The organism is Enterococcus sp. DIV0183, assembly GCF_050541505.1.
In the GTDB taxonomy this organism is placed as follows: domain Bacteria; phylum Bacillota; class Bacilli; order Lactobacillales; family Enterococcaceae; genus Enterococcus; species Enterococcus faecalis.
In genome coordinates, this window is the sequence record NZ_CP172932.1 from 936,240 (window position 1) to 962,845 (window position 26,606).

Consider the following 26,606-nt stretch of genomic DNA (forward strand, 5'->3'; position numbering starts at 1 on the left):
ATTTACTTTGTGGTAGAATATGAGACATAAGATAATAAGGTTTTTGGAGGAATGAGTTTGAAATCAAAAGAATTAATTAAAACAGTCGTCTTTTTTGCCTGTTTAGCTTTGGGTCTGTTTTTACTGAGACAATTTGTATTTACGCCTGTCGTAGTGAGAGGTCATTCAATGGATCCAACGTTAGCAGATGGTGAACGGGTAATTACGTTAAAAAACACAGAAATTAATCGTTTCGATATTATTACTTTCCCAGCGCCAGATGAACCAGATAAAAATTATATTAAACGTGTGATTGGTTTACCTGGAGATACAATTGCGTACAAGGATGATACGTTGTACATCAATGGAAAAGAAGTTGACGAACCCTATTTAGATGAATTTAAAAAAGCCTTAACAGATGGTCAACCTTTGACAGGCGATTTTTCATTAAAAGAAAAAGTACCAGCAGATAGCTACTTTGTTTTAGGTGATAATCGACGGAATTCAAAAGACGGTCGTGTCATTGGCTTTATTCATAAAAAAGATATTTTGGGTGAAGTGAAATTTGTTATGTGGCCATTCTCACGGTTTGGTCCAATACCAGAAGTGTCAAAACAATAAAAGATACAATGAGTAAAAAAGAAGGACGGAAATGTGTAAAAACAAACACATGTTTCCGTCCTTCTTTTGTGGTAAAATAAAGGCAGTGCAAAGGAAAAGGATGTGAAACCATGAGTGTGCAGTTTATTAGAGGAACCGCCGTGGCAGACTTAGAAGCGCCACTTATACAGGCGACAAAACAATGGCTAGAGGAAGACGCACAGCATGAAGTATTCTATTTAGTCCCGAACCATATTAAGTTTGAGCAAGAAATTCAAGTCTTGCAAAAGTTACGTCAATTACAGACAACTACGTCTGATTCAATAACCAGTACCCGTCTGCAGGTTTTTAGTTTTTATCGTTTGGCTTGGTACTATTTACAACATACACCTTTTTACTCGGCAGATGTTTTATCTGATGCAGGCGCTGCGATGATTTTCCGCAAAATTTTAGTAGAAGCAGAAGAAGAGTTACAAATTTTTAGAGGTGAAATTAACAAGCCTGGCTTTATTCAGCAACTATTTCAGCTTTATCAAGAAATGCGCGAAGGCAATATTGAAATTGCGGAGCTTTATCCATTTTTAGAAAAACAAACGGAGAACCCTAAAGGACAAGATTTACAACTTAAGTTTCAAGATTTAACGTTAATTTTTACGCGATTCCAATTGCAAATGAGTCAGTATGGCTATGAATCAGCGGAGATTATTCAACATTTAAGCGAGTATTTACAAACGGTTGATTTGTCGAATGTTCAATTCGTTATTTCAGGCTATCAGCAGTTTACTGCCAGAGAATTAAAGTTGATTGAAGTGCTAATGGCGCAAGCAGGTTCTGTGAAAGTAGCCCTTTTATTGGACAAACAATATCCGCATGACTTACCTGATCCGCGGTCGTTATTTTATGAAGCGGGACAAACCTATCATCAGCTTTATCAACTAGCAAGACAGAAGCAAATCCCGATTCTTTCAGATTATGTGGAAAAGAAAGAGGTATTAATTACAAATCCAGATTTGCAAGGATTAAACGATTATTGGATTCAATCGCAAGAACACCTGCCTCCATTAAGCACAACTGACTGGAGTGGCGATGGCTTATTTCTGTGGCGTGCTGAAAACGTTAAAGAAGAATTAACACATGTTGCAACCGAAATTCGCCGTTTAGTGGTGGAAGAAGGGTATCGGTACAAAGAAATTCAGGTGTTGACTCGTGATTTAGATTGTTATGAAAATTTATTAGAACCGATTTTTGCGGAACACGCGATTCCTGTTTATGTCGACCGAGATATGGCTATGGATCGGCATCCTTTAGTCGAATGGATTGAATCTTTATTTGCTATTCATTCGTATAATTATCGTTATCGTGATGTGCTCCGTTTTTTGAGAACGGAATTATTTATGCCAATGAATCAACTCGCTACTTCTGAAGAAAGCTTGACTGATTGGTTAAACCAACGGAACGCTTGGCGCAGAAAAGTTGATATTACCGAAAATGTAGTCCTAGCATACGGTTATGAAGGTTATTATTGGTCGCAAGAAAAAGATTGGGAATTTATTCGGTATGATTTTGAAGCGGAAGAGCAAGAAGATGTCGCTACGATGGAAGAAGAGTCAAATGCGATTCGTCAATCGCTTCAACGGCTGTTACCTAGTTACTTTCAAGCAATGATAAGTGCCAAAACTGGTTTGGAAGCAGCGACCGTCTTCTATCACTTTTTACTGCAAAGTGGTGTGGCAACACAATTAAAAATGTGGCGCTTACAAGCTATCGAAGCAGGTCAACTAGAAACAGCTCGTAACCATGAACAGACTTGGGATGCATTGATGTCATTACTAGATGAATACGTCACTGTTTACGGAGAAAGTTCGTTTGATTTTACAACGTTTCAAGAAATATTTGTTAGTGGCTTGGAAGGTTTGCACTATAGTAAAGTGCCGACAGCGATTGACCAAGTACAAGTTCGCGCAATGGATTTAACTCGACCTGGCGCTGCCAAGGTTACTTTTGCTATTGGGATGACGGAAGAAATTTTTCCACAAAAGATTGAAAATAAAACACTATTGTCTGATGAAGAACGTCAGACAATCAATGATACTTTAACGGAAAACCAATATTTACGTGGGACAACTGGGCGCAAAATTGCGCAAGAACCGTTTGTTGCGTATCTCGTCTTTTCTTCAGCGCGAGAACGGTTATATTTAACCTATCCAAGAGTTAAAGACACCGCTCAAGAAGTCAAACCGTCTCCTTATTTTAAAAATATCCAAAAAGATTTAAATTTGCCCGTTTTTGAAAAAAATGAAACAACCATTTTCGATGATGAAACGACCAGTTTAGCCCATATTAGTACGTATCGGACGTTAATCGGTGAATTAACGCGTTTGAAAAGACAACGGAAAGAAACACAAGAAGCATTGTTGCCTTTCTGGTTAAATATGGAAAAAGCGCTAATGAACCAATCAATTGCGCCGCTAGCCAAGCAAGTTTTCGAAAGTTTAACGCATCAAAATATTCCTGAAAAGATTGATGAGGTCTTAGCAGAACCTTTATATGGTAAAGATATTTATACATCCGTTTCTCGGATGGAGAGTTTTTATCGGTGTCAATATCAATACTTTTCTCGCTATGGCTTACGTTTGAAAGAAAGAGATGTCTTTGGGCTTTCGCCAGCAGCTACAGGGGAATTTTTCCATGAAGCATTGGATCAGTTCTTTAAATTATTGATTATGAATCAACGGAACTTATCTGAATTAACCGATCAGGAAGTCAATTTATTGGCGGAGGAAGTACTAAATAGTATTTTAGGGGATGCACGTTTTTCTGTATTAACGACCTCTAGTCGCATGAACTATATTCGCTATCAATTGAGTCAAACAATTAAAAAAGTCAGTTGGGCGCTGAAACGCCAAAGCCAACGAAGTGGCATGACGACTGTTCAAACGGAAGTGTTATTTGGCCAAATTGCCGCTAAAAAAGGAATTTCTGGTTTGGAATTACCATTAAAAAATCAAGGGAAAATTCATGTTCGGGGGAAAATCGACCGGATTGATCAATTGGTTACACCCGAATCAACCTATTTAGGTGTGATTGATTATAAATCGAGTCACCGTAAATTTAATATGACTGAAGCGTATTACGGCTTAGCCATGCAAATGCTGACGTACTTGGATGTGGCTTTAATGGATGCTGTACAATTAGTTGGTCAAGAAGCTAAACCTGCTGGCTCACTTTATCTGCATGTACACAATCCTACATTATCTTATGAAGGCAAAGACGACATTGAACAACAAATGCTTAAAAAATATCAGTTTGATGGTCTTTTGATGAAAGACCCAGATTTATTGGATCATTTAGATACGAGTCTGCAAGCTAAACAAAGTTCGTTGCTGTTTCCGATTGAAGAATCCGCCAAAGAACAAATTAAACCTGGTCGTCGCCAAGAAGATAAATTTGTGACAGAACCAGAATTAGGCGCGTTGCTTTCCCATAACCGAAATAAATTTATTGAAGCGGGGAATCAAATTATTGGCGGCGAAGTTCAACTTAATCCCGCTTATCAAGGAAAGGAACGGATTGCTTGTCGCTATTGTCCGTTTCGAAGTGTCTGTGATTTTGATGTGATGTTAAAAGAAAATAATTATCATCGCATTGAGAATTTATCCAAAGAGGAAATTATGGCGCGCTTGTTAAACAAAGATGAGGAAGGAGCAACCGAAGATGAGTAAAACAATTCCACTACGTCCAGCCAATGAGCAATTCACCGACAGTCAATGGCAAGCAGTGTTTGATGGCGATGAAAATATCTTAGTTTCTGCTTCGGCTGGCTCAGGAAAAACCACCGTTTTAGTCCGCCGTGTCATTGAAAAAGTCAAAAGCGGCGTCGATATCGATCGTCTCTTGATTGTGACGTACACTGAAGCCGCCGCCCGTGAGATGAAAGAACGTATCCAAGTGGCTTTACAAAAGGCAATGAATGAAGAACAAGATCCAGAAAGAAGACGGCATTTTTCTCGTCAAATTGCTCTTTTGCCAACAGCCAATATCAGCACGTTACATGCCTTTTGTTTAACTGTTATTCGTCGTTTTTATTATTTAATTGACATAGATCCAGTTTTTCGGATGTTAACAGATGAAACAGAAACATTGTTATTAAAAGAAGATGTTTGGGATGCATTACGTGAACAATTTTATGCGGAAAATCAAGGAGAATTTTACCAATTAACAGCGAATTTTTCCAATGACCGTAGTGATGACGGACTCACTAACTTAATTTTTTCTTTTTATGAATTTGCCAAAGCCAATCCTGATCCAGAGGCGTGGATTAATGGCTTAACACAAGCCTACGAAGTAGGGGATCAGCTAGGCGAATCAACGTTATTTCAGACGTATTTAAAACCGCTAGCCGTTGAGACGTTACAACGAACTCTTCAGCGTTACGAAGAAATGGTGACCTTAACAGAGGGCGAAGAGAAACTTCAAAAGATTTGGTATTTAGCTCAAAATGAAAAGGAACAAACAAAACAATTTTTACAATTTTTAGAGAGAAATGATTTAGAGAGCGCCTATAATTTGACTGAATTGTTGAGCTTTGACCGCTACCCAACGGTTCGTGCCGAAGAGTTGAAACCAACCGCGGAACAAGCCAAACAGTTACGAGAACAAAATAAAAAAGCGTTAAATGATTTGAAAAAGCAACTGTTTACACTTTCTCCAGATGCCATGAAACAAGTCTTGAAAGAGGCCACACCCATTGTTCAAGAAATGGCTCACGTGGGGAAACAATTTATGGAGGCCTATGGCGCAGAAAAACGGCTTAAAAATTTAGTGGATTTTAACGATTTAGAACATTATACGTTAGCTATTTTAGCGAAAAATCAGGCAGATGGCTGGCAAGCATCAGAAGCCTCTCTTTACTATCGCGAAAAATTTGATGAAGTGTTAGTCGATGAATACCAAGATATCAATCAATTACAAGAATCTATTTTGTATTGGTTGCGCCGTCCGCTTAGCACAGAAGGAAACCTTTTTATGGTAGGAGATGTGAAACAGTCTATTTATTCTTTCCGCTTGGCAGATCCTACATTGTTTATTGAAAAATACAATCAGTATGGGCAAGGCGAAGAGGGTAAACGAATTATCCTAGCTGAAAATTTTCGTTCCCGCAAAGACGTTTTAGACTTTACGAATTTAGTATTTAGTCAATTAATGGATGAGCGAGTGGGCCAAATTGCTTACGATGAGTCAGCCGCTTTGGTTCATGGCTTTGATCAATTTTCGGAGGCGGCTGATTATTCAACTGAATTGCTAATTTATGAAAAAAAAGCAACAGAATCAGTTGAATTTCCAGAATTACAATCCCCTGAGTTGTTGATTGAAGATAAGACAGAAGGGGAACTTTACGTTACTGCTTTGAAAATTCGTGAATTAATTGACCAAAATTTCTTGATTTATGATAAAAAGCTGAAAACGGATCGACCGATTACTTATCAAGATATTGTCTTATTAACGCCTACGAAGAAAAATAATTTAACTATTTTAGATGTTTTTAAATCATTAGAAATTCCAGTTCAAGTCAATGATGCTCAAAATTATTTCCAAGCAACGGAAATTCGTACAATGATTGCCTTGCTTCAATTGATTGATAATCCCTATCAAGACATTCCTTTGGCAGCTGTGTTACGTTCACCAATTGTTGGATTAAAAGAAAACGAATTAGTGCTTATTCGTTTGGCTAATAAGGAAACCAGTTACTACGAAGCATTTTTAACGTTTAATCAAAAGATGGAACCAACCATGGAGGAAGCAGTTGTTCAGGAAAAAACTATACGTTTTGCTGAATCATTAGAAAAATGGCGGGAACAGGCTCGACGCAACCAGATTAGCAACTTGCTGTGGACGATTTATCGGGAAACGGCCTATCTTGATTATGTTGGCGGGTTGCCTGTTGGCAAACAACGCCAAGCCAATTTATATGCGTTGGTCGATCGGGCCGCGGCGTATGAAAAAACAACCTTCCGCGGATTATTTCAATTTGTTCGCTTCATCGAAAAAATGCAAGAAAAAGACAAAGATTTAGCAGAACCAGTCGTTTTAAGTGAAGAGAATGCCGTACGCGTCATGACGATTCACGCTAGTAAAGGGTTAGAATTTCCGGTGGTATTCGTTTTAGATATGACCAAAGAATTTAATGTCAGTGATTTGAATGAACGCTATATCTTTGAAGAAAATTTAGGGGTAGGCATTCGTTATTTACAACCTGAAGAACGAGTTATGTACGATACTTTACCATTTTTGGCGATTAAACAAGTACGATTAAGAAAATTACTATCCGAAGAAATGCGGAAGCTATATGTGGCGTTGACACGTGCAGAACAGAAACTTTTTCTGGTGGGCTCCTATAAAGACCAAGCGGCGATGTGGAAAGAGTGGCTGAAAGTTGGCGATGTAGAAACACTGGTGCTACCAGCTGAAAATCGCTTGCAAAGTAAAAGTAGTTTAATGAATTGGGTTGGGATGACATTGGTACGCCATCAAAAAGCCGATGAATATCAGCAAGAAGTAGTAGTAAGTAACGTTCCGCAAGTTAAAAAGCACCCAGCTAACTTTCATATTCAGTGGTTCAACGAAGAACAACTACGAGCAGCCATTCAGCAATTACAATTGCCAGAAAGACAAGCAGAGGATTTAGCCGAAAAAGCGCAATTATCTGCTGACAAAATCAATCGTGGCCTTGCACGGTTAAGTTTCAATTATCCGTTTGAAGTGGCTACTCGGACCACCAGTTATCAGTCTGTTTCTGAAATCAAGCGAGTATTTGATGACCCCGATAACAAAGAAATTGGTAAAATTGAGGTTCGGGAAGACAATACTATTCAAGCGCAACCGTTGATTGTCAATCGAATGATTGAAGGAGATTTAAGTAAGCCTAAATTTTTAGATACGGTTCAAGCGCCCTCAGCAGCTGAAATTGGGACAGCAACCCATTATTTATTACAACTAATTGATTTAAGTAAGCAACCTTCTTACGAGGAAGTGCGAGCTGTTCAAGAACGCTTAGTGGAAAATAAATTGATTTTACCAGCAATTGCTGAAAAAATGAATCTGGAACAAATCGTGGCCTTCTTTGACACCGCCTTAGGAAAACAATTGATTCAACACCATCAAACCGTTAGAAGGGAACAACCTTTTTCTATGCTGATTGAAGCAGAAGAGCTCATTCAAAATTATCCAGAAACGACACAAGATGATTTATTAATTCATGGGATTATTGATGGCTATATCGAATTAGACAATCAATGCATTTTGTATGACTATAAAACCGATCATGTAAAAGGCACCTCTCCCCAAGCGATTTCTGAAATTGTCGAACGGTATCGCGGACAGATGAATCTTTATCGTAGAGCGCTACAAGAGTCAACGCATAAAGAGGTGTCGCACGTCTATTTAATTTTATTAAATGGAGGAGTAATTATTGACATGCAGACAGGAAATGTTGTAGATTTTATAAAGTAGAAAAAATTAGAAGCAGAAACACTTACATTTTGTAAGGAATGTGCTATACTCATTGAAGAGGTGAGGAAGATGGAAAAAGTAAAAACAGAATCGTTTGTACTTTGTCCCAAATTTGAAAAATCATTTTCAATACTTGGTAAAAAATGGAATGGTTTAATTATTGATGTTTTATTAGAACGAGGTCCTCAACGTTTTGGCGAATTAAAAGAAAAAATTCCAATGTTAAGTGATCGTGTCTTAGTAGAGCGATTGAAGGAACTAGAAGCTGAAGGAATTATCACCAAAGCTGTTCGTTGCGGTGAAGGAAATCGCTTAGAATATTTCCTGACCGAAAAAGGCGAAGACTTGCAATTAGCGATGGAACAAATTCAACATTGGGCAGAAAAATGGGTAAAAGACGAAGAATGCAGTTGACCGCAAGCAAAACTTCTTGTAAACTAAACGTAATTAAATAACTAAAAAAACAGTGATGGAAACAAGTAGTTTGAATTGACGTGTTTTAGGGAGAGTCAGCCAGAGACTGGAAGCTGATTTACACAGTCACCAAGCGAAATTCACTTCCTGAGTTTGTTTGTTTTCAAGAAGAAAGCAAACCGGTAATTGCCGTTAAATGAAATGAGTGCATGACAACAATTTGTTATGAATTAGGATGGTAACACGATAGCTCGTTCCTTTGAAAGGAATGGGTTATCGTTTTTTTTAGTTTAAATAAAAGATAGAGGGGAACGCATAATGACATTACAAGCGCAATTAGAAGCTCTTAGAGACAATACGCTCAAAGAAATCGCACAAGTTGCTACTTTAAAAGAATTAAACCAAATTCGCGTAGAAACATTAGGGAAAAAAGGGCCAATCACCGAAGTATTAAGAGGTATGAAAAACCTTTCACCAGAAGAACGACCAGTGGTGGGGGGCTTTGCAAATGAAATTCGTGATTTATTAACAGAAGCAATTGAAGCGCGCAAAGTTGTTTTAGAAAACGAAGCATTAAATGCGGCACTAAAAGAAGAAAGTTTAGATGTAACTTTACCTGGGAAACAAATGCCTCAAGGCACACGTCATATTTTGACACAAGTTATGGAAGAGATTGAAGATATTTTCTTAGGCATGGGTTATCAAGTAGTGGAAGGATACGAAGTAGAATCGGATCACTATAATTTCGAACGCATGAATCTACCAAAAGATCATCCGGCACGCGACATGCAAGATACGTTTTATATTTCAGATGAGATGTTAATTCGTACGCATACTTCACCAGTTCAAGCTCGAACAATGGAAAAACACGATTTTTCAAAAGGTGCATTACGAATGATTTCTCCTGGGAAAGTATTCCGTCGTGATACAGATGATGCGACACATAGTCACCAATTCCATCAGATTGAAGGCCTTGTTGTCGATAAAAATGTCACAATGGGTGATTTAAAAGGGACGTTAGAAGTCATGATGAAAAAAATGTTTGGTGAAGATCGTAAAATTCGTTTACGTCCTAGCTATTTCCCTTTTACAGAACCTTCAGTCGAAGTAGATGTTAGCTGTTTTAAATGTGGCGGCGCAGGTTGTAACGTCTGCAAACATACAGGTTGGATTGAAATTTTAGGTGCGGGGATGGTTCATCCAGATGTATTACAAATGTCAGGGATTGATCCAACAGAGTACTCAGGATTTGCCTTTGGCTTAGGACCAGATCGCGTTGCTATGTTACGTTATGGTGTAAATGATATCCGTAATTTTTATCAAAATGATTTACGTTTCTTAAATCAATTCAAGGTAAAGGAGTAGTTGAAAAATGTTAGTTTCTTATAAATGGTTAAATGAATATGTTAATCTTTCAAACGTTACTCCGCAAGAATTAGCGGACAAAATGTCTGTGACAGGTATCGAAGTTGAGGGCGTTGCTGTACCTGAAGAAGGATTAAAGAAAATTGTTGTCGGTGAAGTAAAAGAATGTGTTCCTCATCCAAACTCTGACCACTTATCAATTTGCCAAGTAGACATCGGTGAAGAAGAATTGTCACAAATTGTTTGTGGAGCACCAAATGTAAAAGCCGGAATTAAAGTCATCGTAGCATTACCTGGTTCAAGAATTGCAGGAAATCAAAAAATTAAAAAAGGTAAAATGCGTGGCGAAGTCTCTAACGGAATGATTTGTTCGTTAGAAGAGCTAGGATATTCAGATAATGTCGTACCAAAAGCCTACGCTGAAGGGATTTATTATTTACCTCAAGAAGCAGTGAATGGGACACCTGTTTTCCCTTATTTAGACATGGATGATGCGATTATTGAATTATCAATTACACCAAACCGTGCAGATGCACTAAGTATGAGAGGGGTAGCCTATGAAGTTGGCGCAATTTATCGTCAAACGCCTCAGTTTAATGATCCCGAACTCAAAGAAGATGCTTCAGATAACGTGGGAAATTACGTAACAGTGACTGTTGAAGATTCACAAGATGCACCAGCGTATCAAATTCGTGTCATTAAAGATGTGACGATTGCAGAAAGTCCTCAGTGGTTGCAAAATCGATTGATGAATGAAGGAATCCGTCCGATTAACAATGTGGTGGACGTGACAAATTATATTTTATTATTATTTGGTCAACCATTGCATGCATTTGATTATCAAAAATTAGATAGCAAAGAAATCTTGGTTCGTCGAGCAACAGCAGCAGAAGAACTAATTACATTAGATGGTGAAACACGTCAATTAACAGAAGAAAATATCGTCATTACGAATGGAAAAACGCCTGTCGGCTTAGCCGGTGTAATGGGTGGGGCTAATTCTGAAATCAGTCAAGAAACAACAACTGTGGCTTTAGAAGCGGCATTGTTCAATCCATTGTCTATTCGCAAAACGTCTAAACAATTCAATTTACGGAGTGAATCTTCAAGTAGATTTGAAAAAGGCATCAACCAAGCGACAGTTGGGCTAGCTTGTGATGTGGCAGCCGCGATGATTGCAGAGTTAGCCAACGGAACAGTGGTCTCAGGCACTGCAGTTGGTTCTGAAGTGGCCGTTAAAGAAGCGCAGGTAGCTGTGACTTTAGAACGAATCAACCAATATTTAGGCACTGCATTAGATGAAGCAACGGTGAATGAAATTTTTGAAGCACTCGGTTTTGCTTATGAAGTAAATCAAGGCGCATATGAAATTACGATTCCACCAAGACGTTGGGATATTGCGATTGAAGCAGATATTATTGAAGAAGTGGCCCGCATTTATGGATATGATCATTTACCTTCAACATTGCCAAGTGGAGAAACAGTTGCTGGAAGTCTAACCAAAGCACAACATGTTACGCGCCAATTAAAGAGCTTACTGGAAGGTCATGGTACGAGTGAAGCCATCAGCTATGCATTGACAACAGAAGAAAAATCCCGTCAATTTATGATGAAAGAAAGTCAAACAACACGTTTGCAATGGCCAATGAGTGAAGAGCGTTCTGTGTTACGTATGAACTTAATTTCTGGTTTATTAGATGATGTCGCATACAATGTGGCACGTAAAAATAATAATATCGCCTTCTACGAAGTAGGACGCGTTTTCTACCAAACAGAAGATCCAACAAAAAATTTACCTACAGAAGAAAATCACTTAGCACTTGCTTTAACTGGTAATACAATGGTTAAAGATTGGCAAACAAAAGCAACAGCCGTTGATTTTTATACAGTAAAAGGCTTAGTGGAAAGTATTGTAGCTGTTTTAGGATTAACAGAAAAAATCAGTTATCAAGCGACAACGGCGATTCCAGAAATGCATCCAGGCCAGACAGCATGGATTTATTTAGAAGATGAAGTGGTTGGTTTTGTCGGACAAGTTCATCCAACGACAGCGAAAGCGTACGATATTCCTGAAACATATGTTGCTGAATTAAACTTGCAACAATTAGTAGCCACAGAAGCAGGCGGGGTTACTTATGAAGCAGTTTCTAAATTCCCAGCAGTTTCTCGAGATATTGCTTTATTAGTCGATGAAACAGTTACCAATCAAGAACTAGTTAAAACTATTTCAGATAACGCAGGTAAATATTTGAAAGAGATTCATTTATTTGATGTATATCAAGGTGAAAAACTAGGTGCTGGCAAAAAATCAATGGCGTATAGTTTAACTTTCGTTAATGCAGAAGCGACATTAGTGGATGAAGAAATTAACCGTTCAATGGAAAAGGTTGAAAAAGCGCTAATTGAAAAACATCAAGTAGAAGTAAGATAAAATAAAAACAGGAAAGTGGGGCATAAGTCGAAATGACTTATGCCCCACTTTCTAAATCTTAAGATAATCAGCTGAACAAAAGCAGCTCCTTCTTATTTCTTGGAGCTAAACACTTTTGTCTCAGCCTCCTGTTTTTAACTACATTAATAACTTTTCGCCCAATTTCGTGATAGCCAACGTGAAAATTGCGAGATACTAAAGTTAATAATGAAATAAATTAGGGCGACGATTCCGTAAATAGTGAATACTTGTCCTGTTTGTGCGTAGCGCCCCATTAAGATATAAGATTTGCCAAAGAGTTCTTGTAAAGCAATTACGGAATACAAGAAACTTGTATCCTTGATGACAGTAACAAACTGAGAAACGATCGCTGGTAAAACATTGCGAATGGCTTGAGGCAAAACAATATGATAAAGAATTTGCCAATTTGAAAAACCTTGAGAACGCGCCGCTTCAATTTGGCCTTTATCGACCCCATTTAAACCACCACGAATAATTTCCGCTAAAGCAGCGGTAGTAAACACAGTAAAACTCACAATTCCAGCAGGTGTGGATTTGATTTTGAAAATCAAAAAAATAACATAAATCCACAATAAGTTTGGAATATTACGCACTACTTCTACATAAATACTGGCAAGTAACTTCAGTGGTCCATTGGTTTGATTTCGCAAAACGGCTAGAATGGTGCCAAAAATCGTACTCAAAATAATTGAGACGAAGGAAATATAGAGCGTCAATTTTAAGCCGTTAAATAGAAATTGAAAATTATTTGCTGTCAGTAATTGACGCATTTCTTCTGAAAAAGGCATCTGTTTTCCTCCTATCTACTATATGCTTTCTTATTTTTTTCTTCCATTTTTCTAGCCAAATTCGCTAATGGGAAGCAAAGAATGAAATATAAGAAACCAGCAAGCGCAAAGGCGGGAATATAGTTCAAGTTGACAGACGACCAACTATTGGCAGCAAACATTACGTCAGCGCCAGAAATAATGGCAACTGTTGACGTATTTTTAATTAGGTTCACTACTTGATTGGTTAAAGGCGGTAACATAATCCGCCATGCTTGTGGTAAAATCACATACCGCATCGTTTGACCGTACGTTAATCCTTGGGAGTAAGCCGCTTCAAATTGCCCTCTTGGGACAGCTCCGATTCCTGAGCGAACCACTTCAGAAATGTAGGCGCCATGATAGAGGCCTACACACAGAATGGCAATCGTAGTAATAGAAAATGAAAGCAGCGGGCTTAGCAGAGGAAAGCCATAATAGACTACGATAAATTGAATCAACAAAGGTGTGTTTTGAAAAAATTCTACATAGACACGACTAATTGCGTGTAAAAGTTTACTTTTGGTCGCTGATAAACTGCCAAAGAAAATGCCTAAAGCAAAGGCAACTAAGATCGCTCCTAAAGAAAGCAGAATAGTATAGAGAAAAGCCTGACCAAAAATTCGCCAATCTTGAAATAAAGCCTCCCAACGATATAAGGCAAATGGCCCTTCTTCAAGCCAGGAAATATTGGCTAACAAAAACATAAAAATCCCTCCTAAAATTTTTGATTCTTCAAGTCTTAGGAATGATTAATTTTTTAAGCCCCAGTCTTGATAAATTTTTTCTAGTGTGCCGTCTTTTTCCCATTTTTCAATTAAACCATTTAGATAATCATTTAATTCAGTATTTGCTTTCTTTGTGGTAATTCCATATTCTTGTGGCGAAAAACCATCTTTTAAAATTTCTGTCTTGCCATCCACATAGCCAGATAGGATTGATTTATCCACTGAAAATGCATCAATTCGTTTAGAAGTTAACGCTGTTTTTAATTCTGGATAGGAACCTAATTCTTGATAAGTAAATTTGATTCCTTCCTCTTGCGCTTTTTTCTCTAAGTTTTCTTTTGTCGTAGCAGATTGTGCAACGCCGATTGTTTTTCCGTCTAAATCTTTCATACTGGAGAAGTTATCCTCTTTGCGCACAAGGAAACCAATCTCATCTGTATAATAGGGAGTTGTAAAATTATAAGTCTTTTTACGTTCATCAGTAATTGTAAATGTAGCAATTACCATATCTAGTTCACCATTGTCTAAAAGGGGACCGCGCGTTTTCGCTGTCACGCCCACAAATTCCACATTCTCTTCGCTGCCGGTAATTTCTTTCGCAATCAAGCGTGCAATATCTGGTTCCATTCCTTCATTTTTGTTTGTATCAGGATTCATATAGCCAAAATTAGGAATGTCTTCTTTGACACCTACTTTAATTTTCCCTGCTTTTTTTAATTGTTCTACTGTGACCGTTTTGTTTGATGAAGCACTTTTGGAAGTTGAGTCATTGTTGCCGCTACCACAGCCCACAATGATGCCTGCTAATACAAGTAAGGAGAGTCCAGCCAGCCATTTATTTTGTTTTTTCATTCCTTCATTCCTCCAATTTTTTGTTTTTTATTCATTACCCGTTATGAATAATTTTACTTAGAAATTCTTTTGCACGAGGGTTTTCAGTGCTTGTAAAGAAATGTTCAGGCGTTCCTTGTTCAATAATCTGTCCTTGGTCCATGAAGATTACACGGTCAGCCACTTGACGAGCAAAGCCCATCTCATGTGTGACACAAACCATGGTAATATTTTGTTTGGAAAGATCGACCATTACATCTAAAACTTCTTGAATCATTTCTGGATCAAGTGCCGAAGTCGGTTCATCAAAAAGGATAATCTCAGGATGCATATTTAAGGCACGAGCAATAGCGACCCGTTGTTGCTGCCCGCCAGAAAGCTGCGAAGGATAAGCAGAAGCTTTATCAGCCAAACCGACTCGTTCTAAATACTCCATGCCAGTACGAACCGCTTCGTCTTTGGAAACGCCCATCACTTTAATCGGTGCTAACGTTAAATTATCAATAATCGTTTTGTGAGCATATAAGTTAAAATTTTGAAAGACCATGGCAACTTTCTGGCGAACCTTTTGAATCGGTGCTTTCGGTTTGGTGATGTCAATGTTATCAATTACGACGGAACCATCATTGACTTTTTCCAATTGGTTCATACACCGAATTAATGTACTTTTGCCAGAGCCAGAGGGTCCGATAATGACAATTTTTTCTCCTTGTTCTACATTTAAAGTAATATCTTTTAAAACGTGATGCTCCCCAAAATACTTATTTACATGTTCTAAAGAAATCATAGGCAGTCTCCTTTGCAATCATTTGGCAGAAAAGATAACAGAGGATTCGGTGAGAAACATGTTATTTAAATTAAATTAACCAAATGTATTTCTAATTGTATTCTCAATGTTAGGAATTATAACATACAAAAAAATGAATTACTAGTTTTTTAATCGAAAAAGATTTCCTTCAAAAAAAGAAATAAATGAGAGCAAAACAGGAAAAATTGACAATAGTCCTTAAAAAGTAGAAAATAAAGGCAGTGAATAAAAGGCAAAGGTAGGATGAGAATGAGCAATCAAGAAGCCATTGGATTAATTGATTCTGGCGTTGGTGGATTAACTGTTTTAAAGGAAGCGCTAAAACAATTACCAAATGAACGATTAATTTATTTAGGAGATACAGCCCGTTGCCCATATGGTCCACGACCAGCCGAACAAGTCGTTCAGTTTACTTGGGAAATGGCCGATTTTTTATTGAAAAAACGAATAAAAATGCTAGTAATCGCATGTAATACCGCGACGGCTGTCGCATTAGAAGAAATTAAAGCTGCCTTGCCAATTCCAGTTGTCGGTGTTATTTTACCTGGCGCACGAGCAGCCGTTAAAGTCACAAAAAATAACAAAATTGGTGTCATAGGTACCTTAGGGACAATCAAAAGTGCTTCCTATGAAATCGCCATTAAAAGTAAGGCACCAGCAATTGAGGTGACTAGTTTAGCTTGCCCTAAATTTGTCCCCATTGTTGAAAGTAATCAATATCGTTCTTCCGTAGCAAAAAAAATTGTGGCAGAAACACTTCAAGCACTACAATTAAAAGGACTTGATACGTTGATTTTAGGTTGTACCCATTACCCGTTGTTACGTCCGGTGATTCAAAATGTGATGGGGAGTCATGTGACATTAATTGACTCAGGAGCCGAAACAGTTGGCGAAGTCAGCATGCTTCTCGATTATTTTGACATTGCCCACACGCCTGAAGCGCCTACACAGCCCCATGAATTTTATACAACTGGTTCTGCAAAAATGTTTGAAGAGATTGCAAGCAGTTGGCTTGGTATAGAGAACTTAAAAGCACAACAGATTCACTTAGGAGGAAACGAAAATGATTAGACATGATAGTCGTGCACCAAAAGAATTGCGAAAGATCACTATTGAAACCAATGTTTTTAAACATCCAGAAGGTTCGGTGGTTATTTCGTTTGGCGATACAAAAGTAATTTGCTCAGCCACTGTCGAAGAAAAGGTTCCCCCATTTTTACGAGGCGCGGGAACAGGTTGGGTAGCAGCTGAATATAGCATGCTCCCTCGCGCGACGAACACAAGAAATATTCGGGAAAGTGCGAAAGGAAAATTAACAGGGCGAACAATGGAGATTCAACGCTTGATTGGGCGGTCATTGCGAGCTGTTGTTGACTTAGAAAAGTTAGGGGAACGGAGCATTGTTGTCGATTGTGATGTGATTCAAGCAGATGGGGGAACCCGTACAGCTAGTATTACAGGCGCTTTTGTTGCTCTACGCTTAGCAGTCAATCATTTATTGATGACTGGTGCGCTAGCGGAAGACCCAATTAAAGAGCATTTAGCTGCTGTCAGCGTGGGTATTTTACCCGATGGTTATTGTGTGCTGGACTTAGATTACGCAGAGGACTCGAATGCTGCAGTGGATATGAACATCGTGATGACCGAGTCTGGTGAATTTGTGGAAATTCAAGGAACGGGTGAAGAAGCTACCTTCTCAGGAGATGAGTTAAATGCCATGCTCTTTTATGGAAAAACAGGGATCGAGGAATTAATTGCGTATCAGAAAGAAGCGCTTTATGCTTTAGCCTCTGAAGAAGTCCCTTCGCAAGATTCAGAAGAGAAAGTGATTGTCATTGCAACTAGAAATCCTGGTAAAGCGAAAGAGTTTAGTTCAATTTTTGGTGAAAAAGGATATACGGTTAAGACGTTATTAGATTATCCGAATTTGCCAGATGTAGAAGAAACTGGTCGAACATTTGAAGAAAATGCTCGTCTAAAAGCTGAAACAATTGCAGAAATTTTACAGAAACCAGTATTAGCAGATGATTCAGGATTAATTGTTGATGCGTTAGGGGGAATGCCAGGAATCTATTCTGCTCGTTTTGCTGGTGAACCAACTAACGATGCTTCAAATAATGCGAAACTATTGCATGAGTTAACGGGCGTGCCAAAAGAAAAAAGACAAGCGCGTTTCCATTGTACATTGGTTTTTGCTGAACCAAAGAAAGAAAGTCTGGTGGTCGAAGCTGAATGGCCAGGAGAAGTCGGCACGATTCCTCGTGGTGAAGGAGGCTTTGGGTACGATTCACTTTTCTATGTTCCAGAGCTTGGTAAGACAGCAGCTGAATTGTCTGGAGAAGAGAAAAATAAAGTTAGTCATCGTGGACAAGCAGTGGCAAAATTAAAAGAACAATGGGAAGAATGGCTAAAAAAATAGGAGTTGAAACGTATGAAAATCTTGGTAGTAAGCGATAACCATGGCGATCGCGACTGTTTAGTTGACTTAGTGAATCATTATGAAGGACAAGTCGATGCACTCTTTCACTGTGGTGATTCTGAATTAGAACCGACAGATGAACTTTGGCAGAAATTAATTGTAGTCCAAGGAAATTGTGATTTTTATGATGAATTTCCCAAAACTGTGACTAAAAAAGTGGGGGATCAAGTTATTTATATGACACATGGTCATTTAGCCAATGTTAGAATGGGACTCACGACACTTGCTTTACAAGCGGAAGAAGCAGGAGCGACAATTGCCTTATTTGGTCACACTCATGTACTCGGCGCAGAGCGACACAATAACATTCTCTTTGTTAATCCGGGAAGTATTCGTTTACCTCGTGGACCAGTTCAAGAGAAAACATATGCCATAATTGAAAGTACACCTGAACAATATCTCGTTCAGTACTATAACAAAGAGCACCAACCATTGGAACGATTAAAGGCAACGTTTACGAAGTAAGTGAATGTTAAGAAATAAGTGCTACTTTTTTATTTATCAGATTTTGAGCGTAGGACAAAAATCCAAAAGAGATTTTTGTCCTACGCTCTTTTTTTAGTCGACTTGGATAACCTTTAAGCCGGTCTTACGAAGTTCTGTAATTAAAGTTGATGAGCAATGTTTGTCTGTAATCAAACAATCAAAAGCGGTAATATCAGCAATTTTAAATTTAGATGTCAAGCCGATTTTTCGATGGTCCGCGACCAGAATTTTTACTTTTGTTGTTTGTTTTATCATAAGCTCATTAATTTTTGCTTCATTGAAAATTTTTGTAGTGACGCCATGTTCTAAACTGACCCCGCTACAGCCAATTACGCAAACATCGGCATGCGTTGCGGTGATTGTGTTAATGGCAATATCTCCTACCAGAACTTCTTTGGGAAAACGTAATTCGCCTCCGGTCAAAATATAATTGTATTGAGAAACATGAGGCTTGGTGGCAATTTTTAAATTATTCGTTACGATGGTCAGATGGTCGGCCTTTAAATAATGGAGAATATTCAAAGCAGTGGAACTTGAATTAATGAAAACGGTATCATAATCACTTAGATAGCTACAAGCAACACGAGCAATGGCTTGTTTTAATAACTCCGGTCCTGATTGATCAAAGTCTTTCTGATTTTGGTCGTTGTAAATACAATACCCATATTTTCGAATGATGTCATTCTTAGTTTCTAAGACATTTAAATCACGACGAATTGTGCTTAAGGAAACATTTAAAGCATCTGCTAATTTATAGGTAGTCATTTGTTTGTTTTTTTGCAGCAGCGCGAGAATGTTTTGTTGCCTTTTTTCAATGGTTTCTAATGAACTTTTCAAGTAATACAACCTCCTTTAGTTATTTTTTTGGACACGGTCCCCCATGAAATAGTATAACTCATAGGAAAACAAAACACGTAAAAGAATCATTAAAAGTGCAAACAATCATATAAAAGGGTTTTCATTGTGATTTTTTGCGGCTATGATTTTCTTATAAAGCATAACACAATCATTTGAGAAGAGGAGTGGTAGCATGAACAAATCGATTCATGAAATTACAAAAGAAAGTTGGTTGAAGGCGACATTTCCAGAATGGGGCACTTATTTAAACGAAGAAATTAATCAGACAAATGTGCTTCAAGGAACGGTTGCACTTTGGTGGCTTGGTTGTACAGGCATTTGGCTGAAAACGCATGAGAACACGAATATTTTATGTGATTTATGGTGTGGAACAGGAAAACAAACGCACGGGAACGGCTTAATGAAAAATGGCCATCAAATGATGCGCATGAGTGGTTGCCAAAAAATGCAACCTAATTTAAGAACACAACCTTTTGTGATTGATCCTTTTGAAATAAAAGAGGTAGATGCTTTAGTTGTCACACATATTCATTCAGACCATTTGGATATTCACACAGCTGCTGCTGTTCATCAAAACTGTCCTAAGGCTCTATTTATTGGTCCAAAAGAAGTAGTGAAAACATGGCAGCGTTGGGGTGTTCCGGCAGAAAAAACACGGGTTATAGAACCTGGTCAAGAAATAAAAGTGAATGATGTGAATGTAGTGGCCTTGGAAGCTTTTGATCGAACCGCGCTAATTACTTCTGATGATCCTGAAAATACATTTAAAGGTAAAATGCCTCAGGACATGAATGAACTAGCTGTCAATTATCTATTTGAAACCTCAGGTGGTACGGTATATCACGCCGGAGACTCTCATTATTCTAACTTGTTTGCGAAACATGGTAATCAATATGCAATTGATGTTTGCTTAGGAGCATATGGCGAAAATCCTCGCGGTATCACAGATAAAATAACTTCTGTTGATATGTTGAGAATGGCCGAATCTTTAAATGCGAAAGTAGTCATTCCTGTTCATTATGATATTTGGTCTAATTTTATGGCGGATCCAAAAGAAATCATGGAAATTTGGAAATTTAAAAAAGATCGTTTACATTATCAATTTAAACCATATATTTGGCAAGTGGGTGGCAAATTTGTTTATCCAAATGACAAAGACAACTTAGAATTTAACTTTGATCGTGGCTTTGATGATGTTTTTGTTAAAGAAAATGATACACCATTTCCTTCATTCTTGTAAGAAAGGCTGGATGTACAATGTTAACTTATTTTTGGGAGCAAGAGCTTATTCATTACCCTGATAAAGAACCGGTTAGTTGGCAAGAGGCGATTCAGGAAAGTTGTTTGATTTTACTCCAAAAACACGTCATCGATCAGAGTTATGTCGATGAGATTATTCAGTGTGTCGAAACGTTTGGACCTTATATCATCATTGCTCCTGAAGTAGCCATGCCACATTCATCAGAGGAAAGCGCAGGCGTTTTTGGAACGGCCATTTCTTTTACAAAATTTAAGCAAGCAGTCACTTTTACTGGCGATCAAGAAGCAAAAACAGCAACATTATTTTTTACATTGGCAGCCCAAAATCCCGCCGAACATCTTGAAAATATTCAGCAATTGATGGATTTATTGATGACGGATGGCGTGATTGCTGACTTGTTAGAAACAAATACGCCAATGGATTTTAAAGAAGTTATGGAGAAATATCAATTATAGGGGGAAAAATCAATGGGGGAGTTCTTGTTAAATAGTTGGACTTATTTTGCTACGAACGTTTTAACACAGCCAGCATATTTGATTGGTTTCATCGTGTTATTAGGTTATCTCTTGTTACGGAGGCCCTTTTATGAATGTTTAGCAGGTTTTCTGAAAGCGACAGTTGGTTATTTTATTTTGAGTGTTGGTTCTGGTGGTTTGGTTAATAATTTTCGCCCTATTCTAGTAGGCTTGAAAGAGCGATTTAATTTACAGGCAATGGTTACCGATCCATATTTCGGGCAAAATGCAGTCGATGCTGGATTGATGAAAACCTTTGGACGAACCTTTGGTGATGTGATGATTTTGTTATTGATCGCATTTATTATGAATATTTTGTTGGTTCGTTTTCAAAAATATACAAAATTGAGAGCCGTTTTTACAACAGGGAATGTTCAGATTCAACAAGCAGCTACCGCTTTCTGGATTTTACTCTTTTGTTTTCCTAACTTAGGTAGAATCGAAGTACTAATTTTTATGGGCTTAATTCTTGGGTGTTATTGGGCAGTTGCTTCAAATTTAACGGTAGGGATTACGCAGGAATTAACAGAAGGTGCTGGTTTTGCGGTAGCCCATCAACAAATGTTTGGCATATTTATTTTTGCAAAATTAGCAGAATGGTTGAAAAAACGTGATCAAAAGAAACATCGTTCAGAGAAGGTCGATAAAAAATTGGAAGATATTGAATTACCAGGATTTCTATCCATTTTTAATGAAAATATGGTTGCTACGTCCATTTTGATGCTCTTTTTCTTTGGCATTATCCTGCTTGTTTTGGGACAAGATTATTTAATTCAAGCTAAATTTATGCAAGAAGGGCAGAGTTTCTTCTTTTATATCATGACCACTTCATTAAATTTTGCTGTCTATTTAGCTATCTTACAATTAGGCGTTAGAACCTTTGTCGACGAGTTGACGCAGTCATTCCAAGGGATTTCAAATACCATTTTACCAGGCGCTGTTCCTGGGATTGACGTAGCAGCGACTTTCGGATTTGGCTCGCCCAACGCAGTAACAATTGGGTTTCTCTTTGGCGCATTAGGCCAGTTTTTAATGATTGGCTTACTGATTCTATTAAAGTCTCCGACAATCGTTATTGCGGGTTTTATCCCATTGTTTTTTGATAACGCTGTCATAGCTGTTTATGCAAATAATCGTGGCGGAGTAAAAGCTGCTTGTTTATTCCCCTTCCTTTCAGGTTTAATCCAAGTAGGTGGCTCAGCTTTATTTGCTACATGGATTGGATTATCTCAATATGGCGGTTATTTGGGTATGTTCGATTGGGCAACAGCTTGGCCGTTATTTACAATCATTATGAAAGTTCTAGGCTATGTTGGCGTAGCAGTGGTGGTGATTGGGTTACTAATAATTCCGCAACTTCAGTATCGGAGAAATCCAGAAGGTTACTTTATGATTGTCAATGATTATGAACAATATGCTAAAAAATTTCAAGAGAATTAAAGGAGGAATTTAAAATGAGAATACTTGTTTCCTGTGCCAATGGTTCTGGCACGAGTCTAATGATGATGCGGAGTGTTGAAAAAGCAATGAAAGAACTAGGCGTACCGATTACAAAAATTCATCATTGCGCCATTTCAGAAGGAAAAAGCTCTGCTAGCCAATACGACGTTGTTTTTACTCCAGTCAATTTTTTACAAATGTTTCAGCAAGCAGAAAAACGTGGAGTCACAGTGATTGGCATTAAAAATGTAATGTCTGCAAAAGAAATTCAAGAAAAATATATGGCTTCAGATCGTTATCAAAAATCTGAATAAAAGGGTGGGAAAGATGAAAAGACCAAACTTACAAATCGCTTTAGATCATAATAGCTTAGAAGACGCTTTAGCAGATTGTATGAAAGTTGGAGAAATTGTCGATATTATCGAAGTTGGCACTATTTTGTGTTTACAAGAAGGCCAAAAAGCAATTCGTTGTTTAAAACGCATGTTTCCTAATAAAACGATTGTTGCTGATACAAAATGTGCTGATGCGGGTGGTACAGTTGCTCGTAATGTCGCACAAGCAGGCGCTGATTTCATGACGGTCATTTGTTGCGCCACCTTACCAACGATGGCTGCAGCTCAAAAAGAAGTCCGAGAATTACAAGTAGAACTATATGGAAATTGGACAATGCAACAAGCTCGACAATGGCGAGAATTAGGGATTAATCAGGTGATTTATCATCAAAGTAGAGATGCTCTTTTAGCTGGCGGCAGCTGGGGAGAAAAAGATTTGAATAAAGTTCAAGAACTAATTGACTTAGGCTTTGAAGTGTCCGTCACAGGTGGTTTAACTGTCGAAACGCTTGAATTGTTTCAAACAATGGCAGTTGCAACATTTATTGCGGGCCGTGGGATTACCGAATCAAAAAATCCTGAACAAGCAGCCAAAGATTTTCAAAAAAAAATCGATCAGATTTGGAAGTGATAAAATGGCACGAATTGGACTGTATGAAAAAGCACTCCCGCAAAATTTAACTTGGACAGAACGATTCACATGGGCCAAAAAGTTAGGGTTTGATTTTTTAGAAATGTCAATTGATGAATCCGATGAACGTTTAGCACGATTGGCTTGGACACCAAGCCAGTTACAAGAACTTTCTCAATTAATGGTGAAAGAAGATTTTTTTATCCATTCTTTGTGTTTAAGTGGTCATCGGCGGTTCCCTTTAGGCTCTTTAAATAAAGAAACACGTGAAAAAGGACGGAAAATTTTATCTCAAGCGATTCGTTTGGCTCATCAATTAAACATACGGGTAATTCAAATAGCTGGCTATGACGTCTTTTACGAAGAAAAAACTGCCGAAACAAGGGAATTTTTTCTTCAAGGTCTGAAAAAGGGCGTTGAGGAAGCTGCACAATACGGTGTCATTCTGGCTGTTGAGATTATGGATGACCCTTTTATAAATAGCATACAAAAATTTCTAGAAATTAAGGAACAAATTCCGTCTCCTTTTTTGCATGTCTATCCTGATTTAGGTAATTTGTCTGCTTGGCCGGAAAATAATCCGGCGGTTGAGCTTGAAAAGGGAATTGCTGAAATCGCTGCTATTCACTTAAAAGATACCTTCGCTGTAACAGACACATTTGAAGGGAAGTTTCGGGAAGTTACTTTTGGAGAAGGATGTGTTGATTTTACAGGCTTATTAAAAACACTCAAGCGGTTAAACTATAGTGGTCCTTTTTTAATTGAAATGTGGAATGAAACGGATTTGAATTTTCAAGAAAAAGTTCAAGCCGCGCAGCAGTATCTCTATCCCAAATTAGCAGAGGTGGGTTATTATGAACAATAAAGCGATCATCCAAGCAATGAAACAACGTGTTTATGAAGCGAATCTGGCTTTGCAAAAACTGGGCTTAGTCAAATTAACGTGGGGCAATGTTAGTGAAATCAATCGGTCATTAGGGATTATCGTAATTAAACCAAGCGGCGTCAAATATCAAGAAATGACCAAGGAACAGATGGTAGTGACTGATTTAAAGGGACAACTATTGGAAACCAATGCATTAAAGCCGTCTTCTGATTTACCCACGCATCTTTATCTCTATCAAAAAATGCCAGAAATTGGAGCGATTGCGCACACGCACTCCCTGAATAGTGTTACGTGGGCTCAAGCAGGGAGAGCCTTACCTCCTTACGGTACCACCCATGCGGATGCTTTTTATGGCGCTGTACCTTGCACAAGAGCGCTCTCTGAAAGTGAAATTAAAGAAAACTATGAAGAAGAGACTGGCAAAGTCATTGTTGAAACATTTCATGAACAAGAACTAGATCCTTTAGCAATTCCAGGAGTGCTAGTTTATGGACATGGCCCATTTACTTGGGGAATGACTCCGGAAAAAGCAGTTGAAAACAGCTTGATTTTAGATGAAATCTGTTCAATGGCACGTTTGACGGAAATAATTAATCCAGCTGTTGAACCAATTGATCATTTTTTATTGGATAAACACTATCTTAGAAAACATGGGATTTCCGCTTATTATGGTCAGTGATGGCTGTGATGAAACGTGTGAAAAAGAAGGATAATTGACTGATTAATTGGTCTTTTATAAAAACTTAGTTGTCTGTTATGGGACAACTAAGTTTTTATTTTTTTAAGAAAGCGTTCTCTTTTTTTGGGGAGAATAGAACAAAACGTTAATTTTCGTTTGTTAAGTTATGAAGAATTTGCGAATTCCAAGACTTTTTCCGCAGAATTAGGTACAATAAGTTACGTGTTAAAGAATTAGAAATGGAGGCAACCCAATCATGATAGGGACTGCTGTAAAAGAATTATTATTAGAAAAACAAGAAACATTTTTAGTACCCGCTGAAAATGTCGCCAACGTAATGTGTTTAAATCCATTAAGTCATGCGGCATTAGTCTTATCGCAAGTTCGCTATTCCAAGATTCCTGTGTTAGATAAGGGAGATCGCTTTGTTGGCTTAATCGGCTTGACAGACGTTGTAGATAAAATGTTTGATTTGACTTCAGTGGATTTTGAAAAATTGAATGAATTTACTGTGGCCGATGTAATGGAAGTCAATGTTCCTGTAATTGGTGAATCGTGGGATTTAGAAGAAGTGTTACATTTATTAGTAGATGCTTCTTTTTTACCAGTGGTTGATGATAATCAACGCTTTAAAGGTATCATTACACGCAAAGAAATTTTAAAAGCGGTCAATCATATGGCGCATGAATTAGAAAAACATCATCTTGTTCTGCCTAAATCAGAAGAAGAAATGAAAGTAATTTAAATAAAACGCAAGAAACTCTTTACTTTTTTCTCATAAATGCGTTATTCTGTATGATAACACGAAGTAAAGGAGTGCTGTGATTGGACGCATATGAGATTATTCAGTATATTGGCAATGCCAAAAAGCAAACGCCTGTTAAAGTAACACTGAAAGGGCAATTAAAAGAAGTCACGTTTCCGGAAACAATTAAGGTCTTTAATAATTGTAAAACTGGGACATTGTTTGGCGATTGGGCTGACGTAAAACCTTTTTTAGAAGCAAACAAAGAAAAAATTGAGGATTATGTTGTAGAAAACGATGCACGTAACTCAGCAATTCCTTTTCTTGATCTGAAAGACATTAATGCTCGGATTGAACCAGGTGCTTTGATTCGCGAAAAAGTTGAAATTGGCGATCAAGCGGTGATTATGATGGGGGCTATTCTAAATATTGGCGCCGTCGTTGGTGCAGGGACTATGATCGATATGGGCGCTGTTTTGGGCGGTCGTGCAACTGTAGGGAAGCATTGTCATATTGGCGCAGGAACGGTTTTAGCTGGTGTCATTGAACCACCAAGTGCCGCACCTGTGGTTATTGAAAACGAGGTTGTCATTGGAGCGAATGCGGTCGTACTAGAAGGGGTTCGTGTTGGTGAAGGTGCCGTTGTGGCTGCTGGGGCAGTAGTTGTGGAAGACGTTCCAGCGCATACCGTTGTTGCAGGCGTGCCAGCAAAAGTAATTAAACAAATTGATGATAAAACCAAGAGTAAAACAGAGATTTTAGAAGAATTACGTAAACTCTAAAAATAAATTAGTCAGTC

23 protein-coding genes and 1 other annotated feature are annotated in these 26,606 nt (G+C 38.0%); of the genes, 18 read left to right on the plus strand and 5 right to left on the minus strand.

The window, feature by feature from the left end:
- The first annotated feature begins 51 nt into the window (after window positions 1-51).
- The 6 genes from lepB (at window position 52) to pheT (ending at window position 12,298) form a co-directional block, all read left to right on the plus strand.
- Window positions 52-600 carry a signal peptidase I gene (gene lepB / locus IGK72_RS04745; protein ID WP_002358039.1) on the plus strand — a complete coding sequence of 183 codons (549 nt, stop codon included), beginning with the start codon at window positions 52-54 and terminating at the stop codon, window positions 598-600.
- A gap of 110 nt (window positions 601-710) precedes the next feature.
- Window positions 711-4,301 (plus strand): PD-(D/E)XK nuclease family protein, encoded by a 3,591-nt coding sequence (locus tag IGK72_RS04750; RefSeq protein ID WP_070415915.1) that lies wholly within the window; start codon window positions 711-713, stop codon window positions 4,299-4,301.
- The gene (addA, locus tag IGK72_RS04755; RefSeq protein WP_070415914.1) at window positions 4,294-8,088 is read left to right on the plus strand and encodes a helicase-exonuclease AddAB subunit AddA; all 3,795 of its coding nucleotides are present in this window, start codon (window positions 4,294-4,296) and stop codon (window positions 8,086-8,088) included. The genes IGK72_RS04750 and addA overlap by 8 nt, the downstream gene beginning before the upstream one ends.
- A 69-nt stretch (window positions 8,089-8,157) precedes the next feature.
- A complete protein-coding gene (locus tag IGK72_RS04760) occupies window positions 8,158-8,502 on the plus strand; it encodes a winged helix-turn-helix transcriptional regulator (protein WP_002358035.1) in 345 nt (114 codons plus the stop codon).
- A 43-nt stretch (window positions 8,503-8,545) separates the two neighbouring features.
- Window positions 8,546-8,764 (plus strand) — a binding site (T-box leader).
- Window positions 8,765-8,820: 56 nt separating this feature from the next.
- Window positions 8,821-9,867: a phenylalanine--tRNA ligase subunit alpha gene (gene pheS, locus IGK72_RS04765; protein ID WP_002358034.1), complete on the plus strand. Its 1,047-nt coding sequence runs from the start codon at window positions 8,821-8,823 to the stop codon at window positions 9,865-9,867.
- 7 nt (window positions 9,868-9,874) lie between these two features.
- On the plus strand, window positions 9,875-12,298 hold the full coding sequence (pheT, locus tag IGK72_RS04770) for a phenylalanine--tRNA ligase subunit beta (protein ID WP_070415913.1): 2,424 nt from the start codon (window positions 9,875-9,877) through the stop codon (window positions 12,296-12,298).
- A 143-nt stretch (window positions 12,299-12,441) separates the two neighbouring features.
- On the opposite strand, the gene IGK72_RS04775 is transcribed toward pheT, so the two are convergent.
- Genes IGK72_RS04775 through IGK72_RS04790 form a run of 4 tightly spaced genes read right to left on the minus strand, consistent with a single transcriptional unit; the run spans window position 12,442 to window position 15,471 of the window.
- Window positions 12,442-13,107, minus strand: a complete 666-nt coding sequence (locus IGK72_RS04775; RefSeq protein WP_002384721.1) for an amino acid ABC transporter permease — start codon at window positions 13,105-13,107, stop codon at window positions 12,442-12,444.
- Between the two features lie 11 nt (window positions 13,108-13,118).
- Window positions 13,119-13,832: an amino acid ABC transporter permease gene (locus IGK72_RS04780; protein WP_002363695.1), complete on the minus strand. Its 714-nt coding sequence runs from the start codon at window positions 13,830-13,832 to the stop codon at window positions 13,119-13,121.
- 45 nt (window positions 13,833-13,877) lie between these two features.
- Complete coding sequence (locus tag IGK72_RS04785) at window positions 13,878-14,705, minus strand: transporter substrate-binding domain-containing protein (protein WP_002360586.1); 828 nt, start codon at window positions 14,703-14,705, stop codon at window positions 13,878-13,880.
- 34 nt (window positions 14,706-14,739) lie between these two features.
- Complete coding sequence (locus IGK72_RS04790; protein ID WP_002360585.1) at window positions 14,740-15,471, minus strand: amino acid ABC transporter ATP-binding protein; 732 nt, start codon at window positions 15,469-15,471, stop codon at window positions 14,740-14,742.
- A 264-nt stretch (window positions 15,472-15,735) separates the two neighbouring features.
- On the opposite strand from IGK72_RS04790, the gene racE reads away from it, so the two are divergent.
- From racE to IGK72_RS04805, 3 genes are read left to right on the plus strand one after another with little or no spacing between them, the layout of a single operon-like run.
- Window positions 15,736-16,563, plus strand: a complete 828-nt coding sequence (gene racE, locus IGK72_RS04795; RefSeq protein ID WP_002358027.1) for a glutamate racemase — start codon at window positions 15,736-15,738, stop codon at window positions 16,561-16,563.
- Entirely contained in the window at window positions 16,556-17,911 is a 1,356-nt protein-coding gene (rph, locus tag IGK72_RS04800; protein ID WP_002358026.1) for a ribonuclease PH, read from the plus strand. The genes racE and rph overlap by 8 nt, the downstream gene beginning before the upstream one ends.
- Window positions 17,912-17,923: 12 nt before the next feature.
- A complete protein-coding gene (locus IGK72_RS04805) occupies window positions 17,924-18,436 on the plus strand; it encodes a metallophosphoesterase (protein WP_002381991.1) in 513 nt (170 codons plus the stop codon).
- Window positions 18,437-18,529: 93 nt separating this feature from the next.
- Here the strand turns inward: IGK72_RS04805 and IGK72_RS04810 are convergent, their stop codons facing one another.
- Window positions 18,530-19,294 carry a DeoR/GlpR family DNA-binding transcription regulator gene (locus IGK72_RS04810; RefSeq protein WP_002382117.1) on the minus strand — a complete coding sequence of 255 codons (765 nt, stop codon included), beginning with the start codon at window positions 19,292-19,294 and terminating at the stop codon, window positions 18,530-18,532.
- Between the two features lie 193 nt (window positions 19,295-19,487).
- Here IGK72_RS04810 and ulaG point away from each other — a divergent pair, with 193 nt between their 5' ends.
- The 9 genes from ulaG (at window position 19,488) to dapD (ending at window position 26,589) form a co-directional block, all read left to right on the plus strand.
- Window positions 19,488-20,555, plus strand: a complete 1,068-nt coding sequence (ulaG, locus tag IGK72_RS04815; protein WP_002366458.1) for an L-ascorbate 6-phosphate lactonase — start codon at window positions 19,488-19,490, stop codon at window positions 20,553-20,555.
- A gap of 17 nt (window positions 20,556-20,572) precedes the next feature.
- Window positions 20,573-21,031, plus strand: coding sequence for a PTS sugar transporter subunit IIA (locus IGK72_RS04820; protein WP_002366459.1), 459 nt, complete (start codon window positions 20,573-20,575; stop codon window positions 21,029-21,031).
- 12 nt (window positions 21,032-21,043) lie between these two features.
- Window positions 21,044-22,531 carry a PTS ascorbate transporter subunit IIC gene (locus IGK72_RS04825; RefSeq protein ID WP_002361608.1) on the plus strand — a complete coding sequence of 496 codons (1,488 nt, stop codon included), beginning with the start codon at window positions 21,044-21,046 and terminating at the stop codon, window positions 22,529-22,531.
- 14 nt (window positions 22,532-22,545) lie between these two features.
- Entirely contained in the window at window positions 22,546-22,845 is a 300-nt protein-coding gene (locus tag IGK72_RS04830; RefSeq protein ID WP_002358018.1) for a PTS sugar transporter subunit IIB, read from the plus strand.
- Between the two features lie 13 nt (window positions 22,846-22,858).
- Window positions 22,859-23,497: a 3-keto-L-gulonate-6-phosphate decarboxylase UlaD gene (locus IGK72_RS04835; RefSeq protein ID WP_002381985.1), complete on the plus strand. Its 639-nt coding sequence runs from the start codon at window positions 22,859-22,861 to the stop codon at window positions 23,495-23,497.
- 4 nt (window positions 23,498-23,501) lie between these two features.
- On the plus strand, window positions 23,502-24,362 hold the full coding sequence (locus IGK72_RS04840) for an L-ribulose-5-phosphate 3-epimerase (protein WP_023894537.1): 861 nt from the start codon (window positions 23,502-23,504) through the stop codon (window positions 24,360-24,362).
- Window positions 24,352-25,062, plus strand: a complete 711-nt coding sequence (locus IGK72_RS04845) for an L-ribulose-5-phosphate 4-epimerase (protein WP_070415909.1) — start codon at window positions 24,352-24,354, stop codon at window positions 25,060-25,062. The genes IGK72_RS04840 and IGK72_RS04845 overlap by 11 nt, the downstream gene beginning before the upstream one ends.
- Before the next feature lie 256 nt (window positions 25,063-25,318).
- The gene (gene cbpB, locus IGK72_RS04850; protein ID WP_002358013.1) at window positions 25,319-25,807 is read left to right on the plus strand and encodes a cyclic-di-AMP-binding protein CbpB; all 489 of its coding nucleotides are present in this window, start codon (window positions 25,319-25,321) and stop codon (window positions 25,805-25,807) included.
- An 80-nt stretch (window positions 25,808-25,887) separates the two neighbouring features.
- Window positions 25,888-26,589 (plus strand): 2,3,4,5-tetrahydropyridine-2,6-dicarboxylate N-acetyltransferase, encoded by a 702-nt coding sequence (gene dapD, locus IGK72_RS04855; RefSeq protein ID WP_002371325.1) that lies wholly within the window; start codon window positions 25,888-25,890, stop codon window positions 26,587-26,589.
- Window positions 26,590-26,606 lie beyond the last annotated feature (17 nt).

Excerpts from the sequence above, each read along its gene's own strand:
- IGK72_RS04790 (WP_002360585.1), bottom strand. The coding sequence starts at position 15,471 with ATGATTTCTTTAGAACATGTAAATAAGTATTTTGGGGAGCATCACGTT.
- pheT (WP_070415913.1), top strand. The coding sequence starts at position 9,875 with ATGTTAGTTTCTTATAAATGGTTAAATGAATATGTTAATCTTTCAAAC.
- IGK72_RS04780 (WP_002363695.1), bottom strand. The coding sequence starts at position 13,832 with ATGTTTTTGTTAGCCAATATTTCCTGGCTTGAAGAAGGGCCATTTGCC.
- lepB (WP_002358039.1), top strand. The coding sequence starts at position 52 with ATGAGTTTGAAATCAAAAGAATTAATTAAAACAGTCGTCTTTTTTGCC.
- IGK72_RS04775 (WP_002384721.1), bottom strand. The coding sequence starts at position 13,107 with ATGCCTTTTTCAGAAGAAATGCGTCAATTACTGACAGCAAATAATTTT.
- IGK72_RS04760 (WP_002358035.1), top strand. The coding sequence starts at position 8,158 with ATGGAAAAAGTAAAAACAGAATCGTTTGTACTTTGTCCCAAATTTGAA.
- IGK72_RS04840 (WP_023894537.1), top strand. The coding sequence starts at position 23,502 with ATGGCACGAATTGGACTGTATGAAAAAGCACTCCCGCAAAATTTAACT.
- ulaG (WP_002366458.1), top strand. The coding sequence starts at position 19,488 with ATGAACAAATCGATTCATGAAATTACAAAAGAAAGTTGGTTGAAGGCG.
- rph (WP_002358026.1), top strand. The coding sequence starts at position 16,556 with ATGATTAGACATGATAGTCGTGCACCAAAAGAATTGCGAAAGATCACT.
- cbpB (WP_002358013.1), top strand. The coding sequence starts at position 25,319 with ATGATAGGGACTGCTGTAAAAGAATTATTATTAGAAAAACAAGAAACA.
- IGK72_RS04750 (WP_070415915.1), top strand. The coding sequence starts at position 711 with ATGAGTGTGCAGTTTATTAGAGGAACCGCCGTGGCAGACTTAGAAGCG.
- racE (WP_002358027.1), top strand. The coding sequence starts at position 15,736 with ATGAGAATGAGCAATCAAGAAGCCATTGGATTAATTGATTCTGGCGTT.
- addA (WP_070415914.1), top strand. The coding sequence starts at position 4,294 with ATGAGTAAAACAATTCCACTACGTCCAGCCAATGAGCAATTCACCGAC.
- IGK72_RS04835 (WP_002381985.1), top strand. The coding sequence starts at position 22,859 with ATGAAAAGACCAAACTTACAAATCGCTTTAGATCATAATAGCTTAGAA.
- IGK72_RS04825 (WP_002361608.1), top strand. The coding sequence starts at position 21,044 with ATGGGGGAGTTCTTGTTAAATAGTTGGACTTATTTTGCTACGAACGTT.
- IGK72_RS04845 (WP_070415909.1), top strand. The coding sequence starts at position 24,352 with ATGAACAATAAAGCGATCATCCAAGCAATGAAACAACGTGTTTATGAA.
- IGK72_RS04785 (WP_002360586.1), bottom strand. The coding sequence starts at position 14,705 with ATGAAAAAACAAAATAAATGGCTGGCTGGACTCTCCTTACTTGTATTA.
- IGK72_RS04830 (WP_002358018.1), top strand. The coding sequence starts at position 22,546 with ATGAGAATACTTGTTTCCTGTGCCAATGGTTCTGGCACGAGTCTAATG.
- IGK72_RS04805 (WP_002381991.1), top strand. The coding sequence starts at position 17,924 with ATGAAAATCTTGGTAGTAAGCGATAACCATGGCGATCGCGACTGTTTA.
- IGK72_RS04820 (WP_002366459.1), top strand. The coding sequence starts at position 20,573 with ATGTTAACTTATTTTTGGGAGCAAGAGCTTATTCATTACCCTGATAAA.
- pheS (WP_002358034.1), top strand. The coding sequence starts at position 8,821 with ATGACATTACAAGCGCAATTAGAAGCTCTTAGAGACAATACGCTCAAA.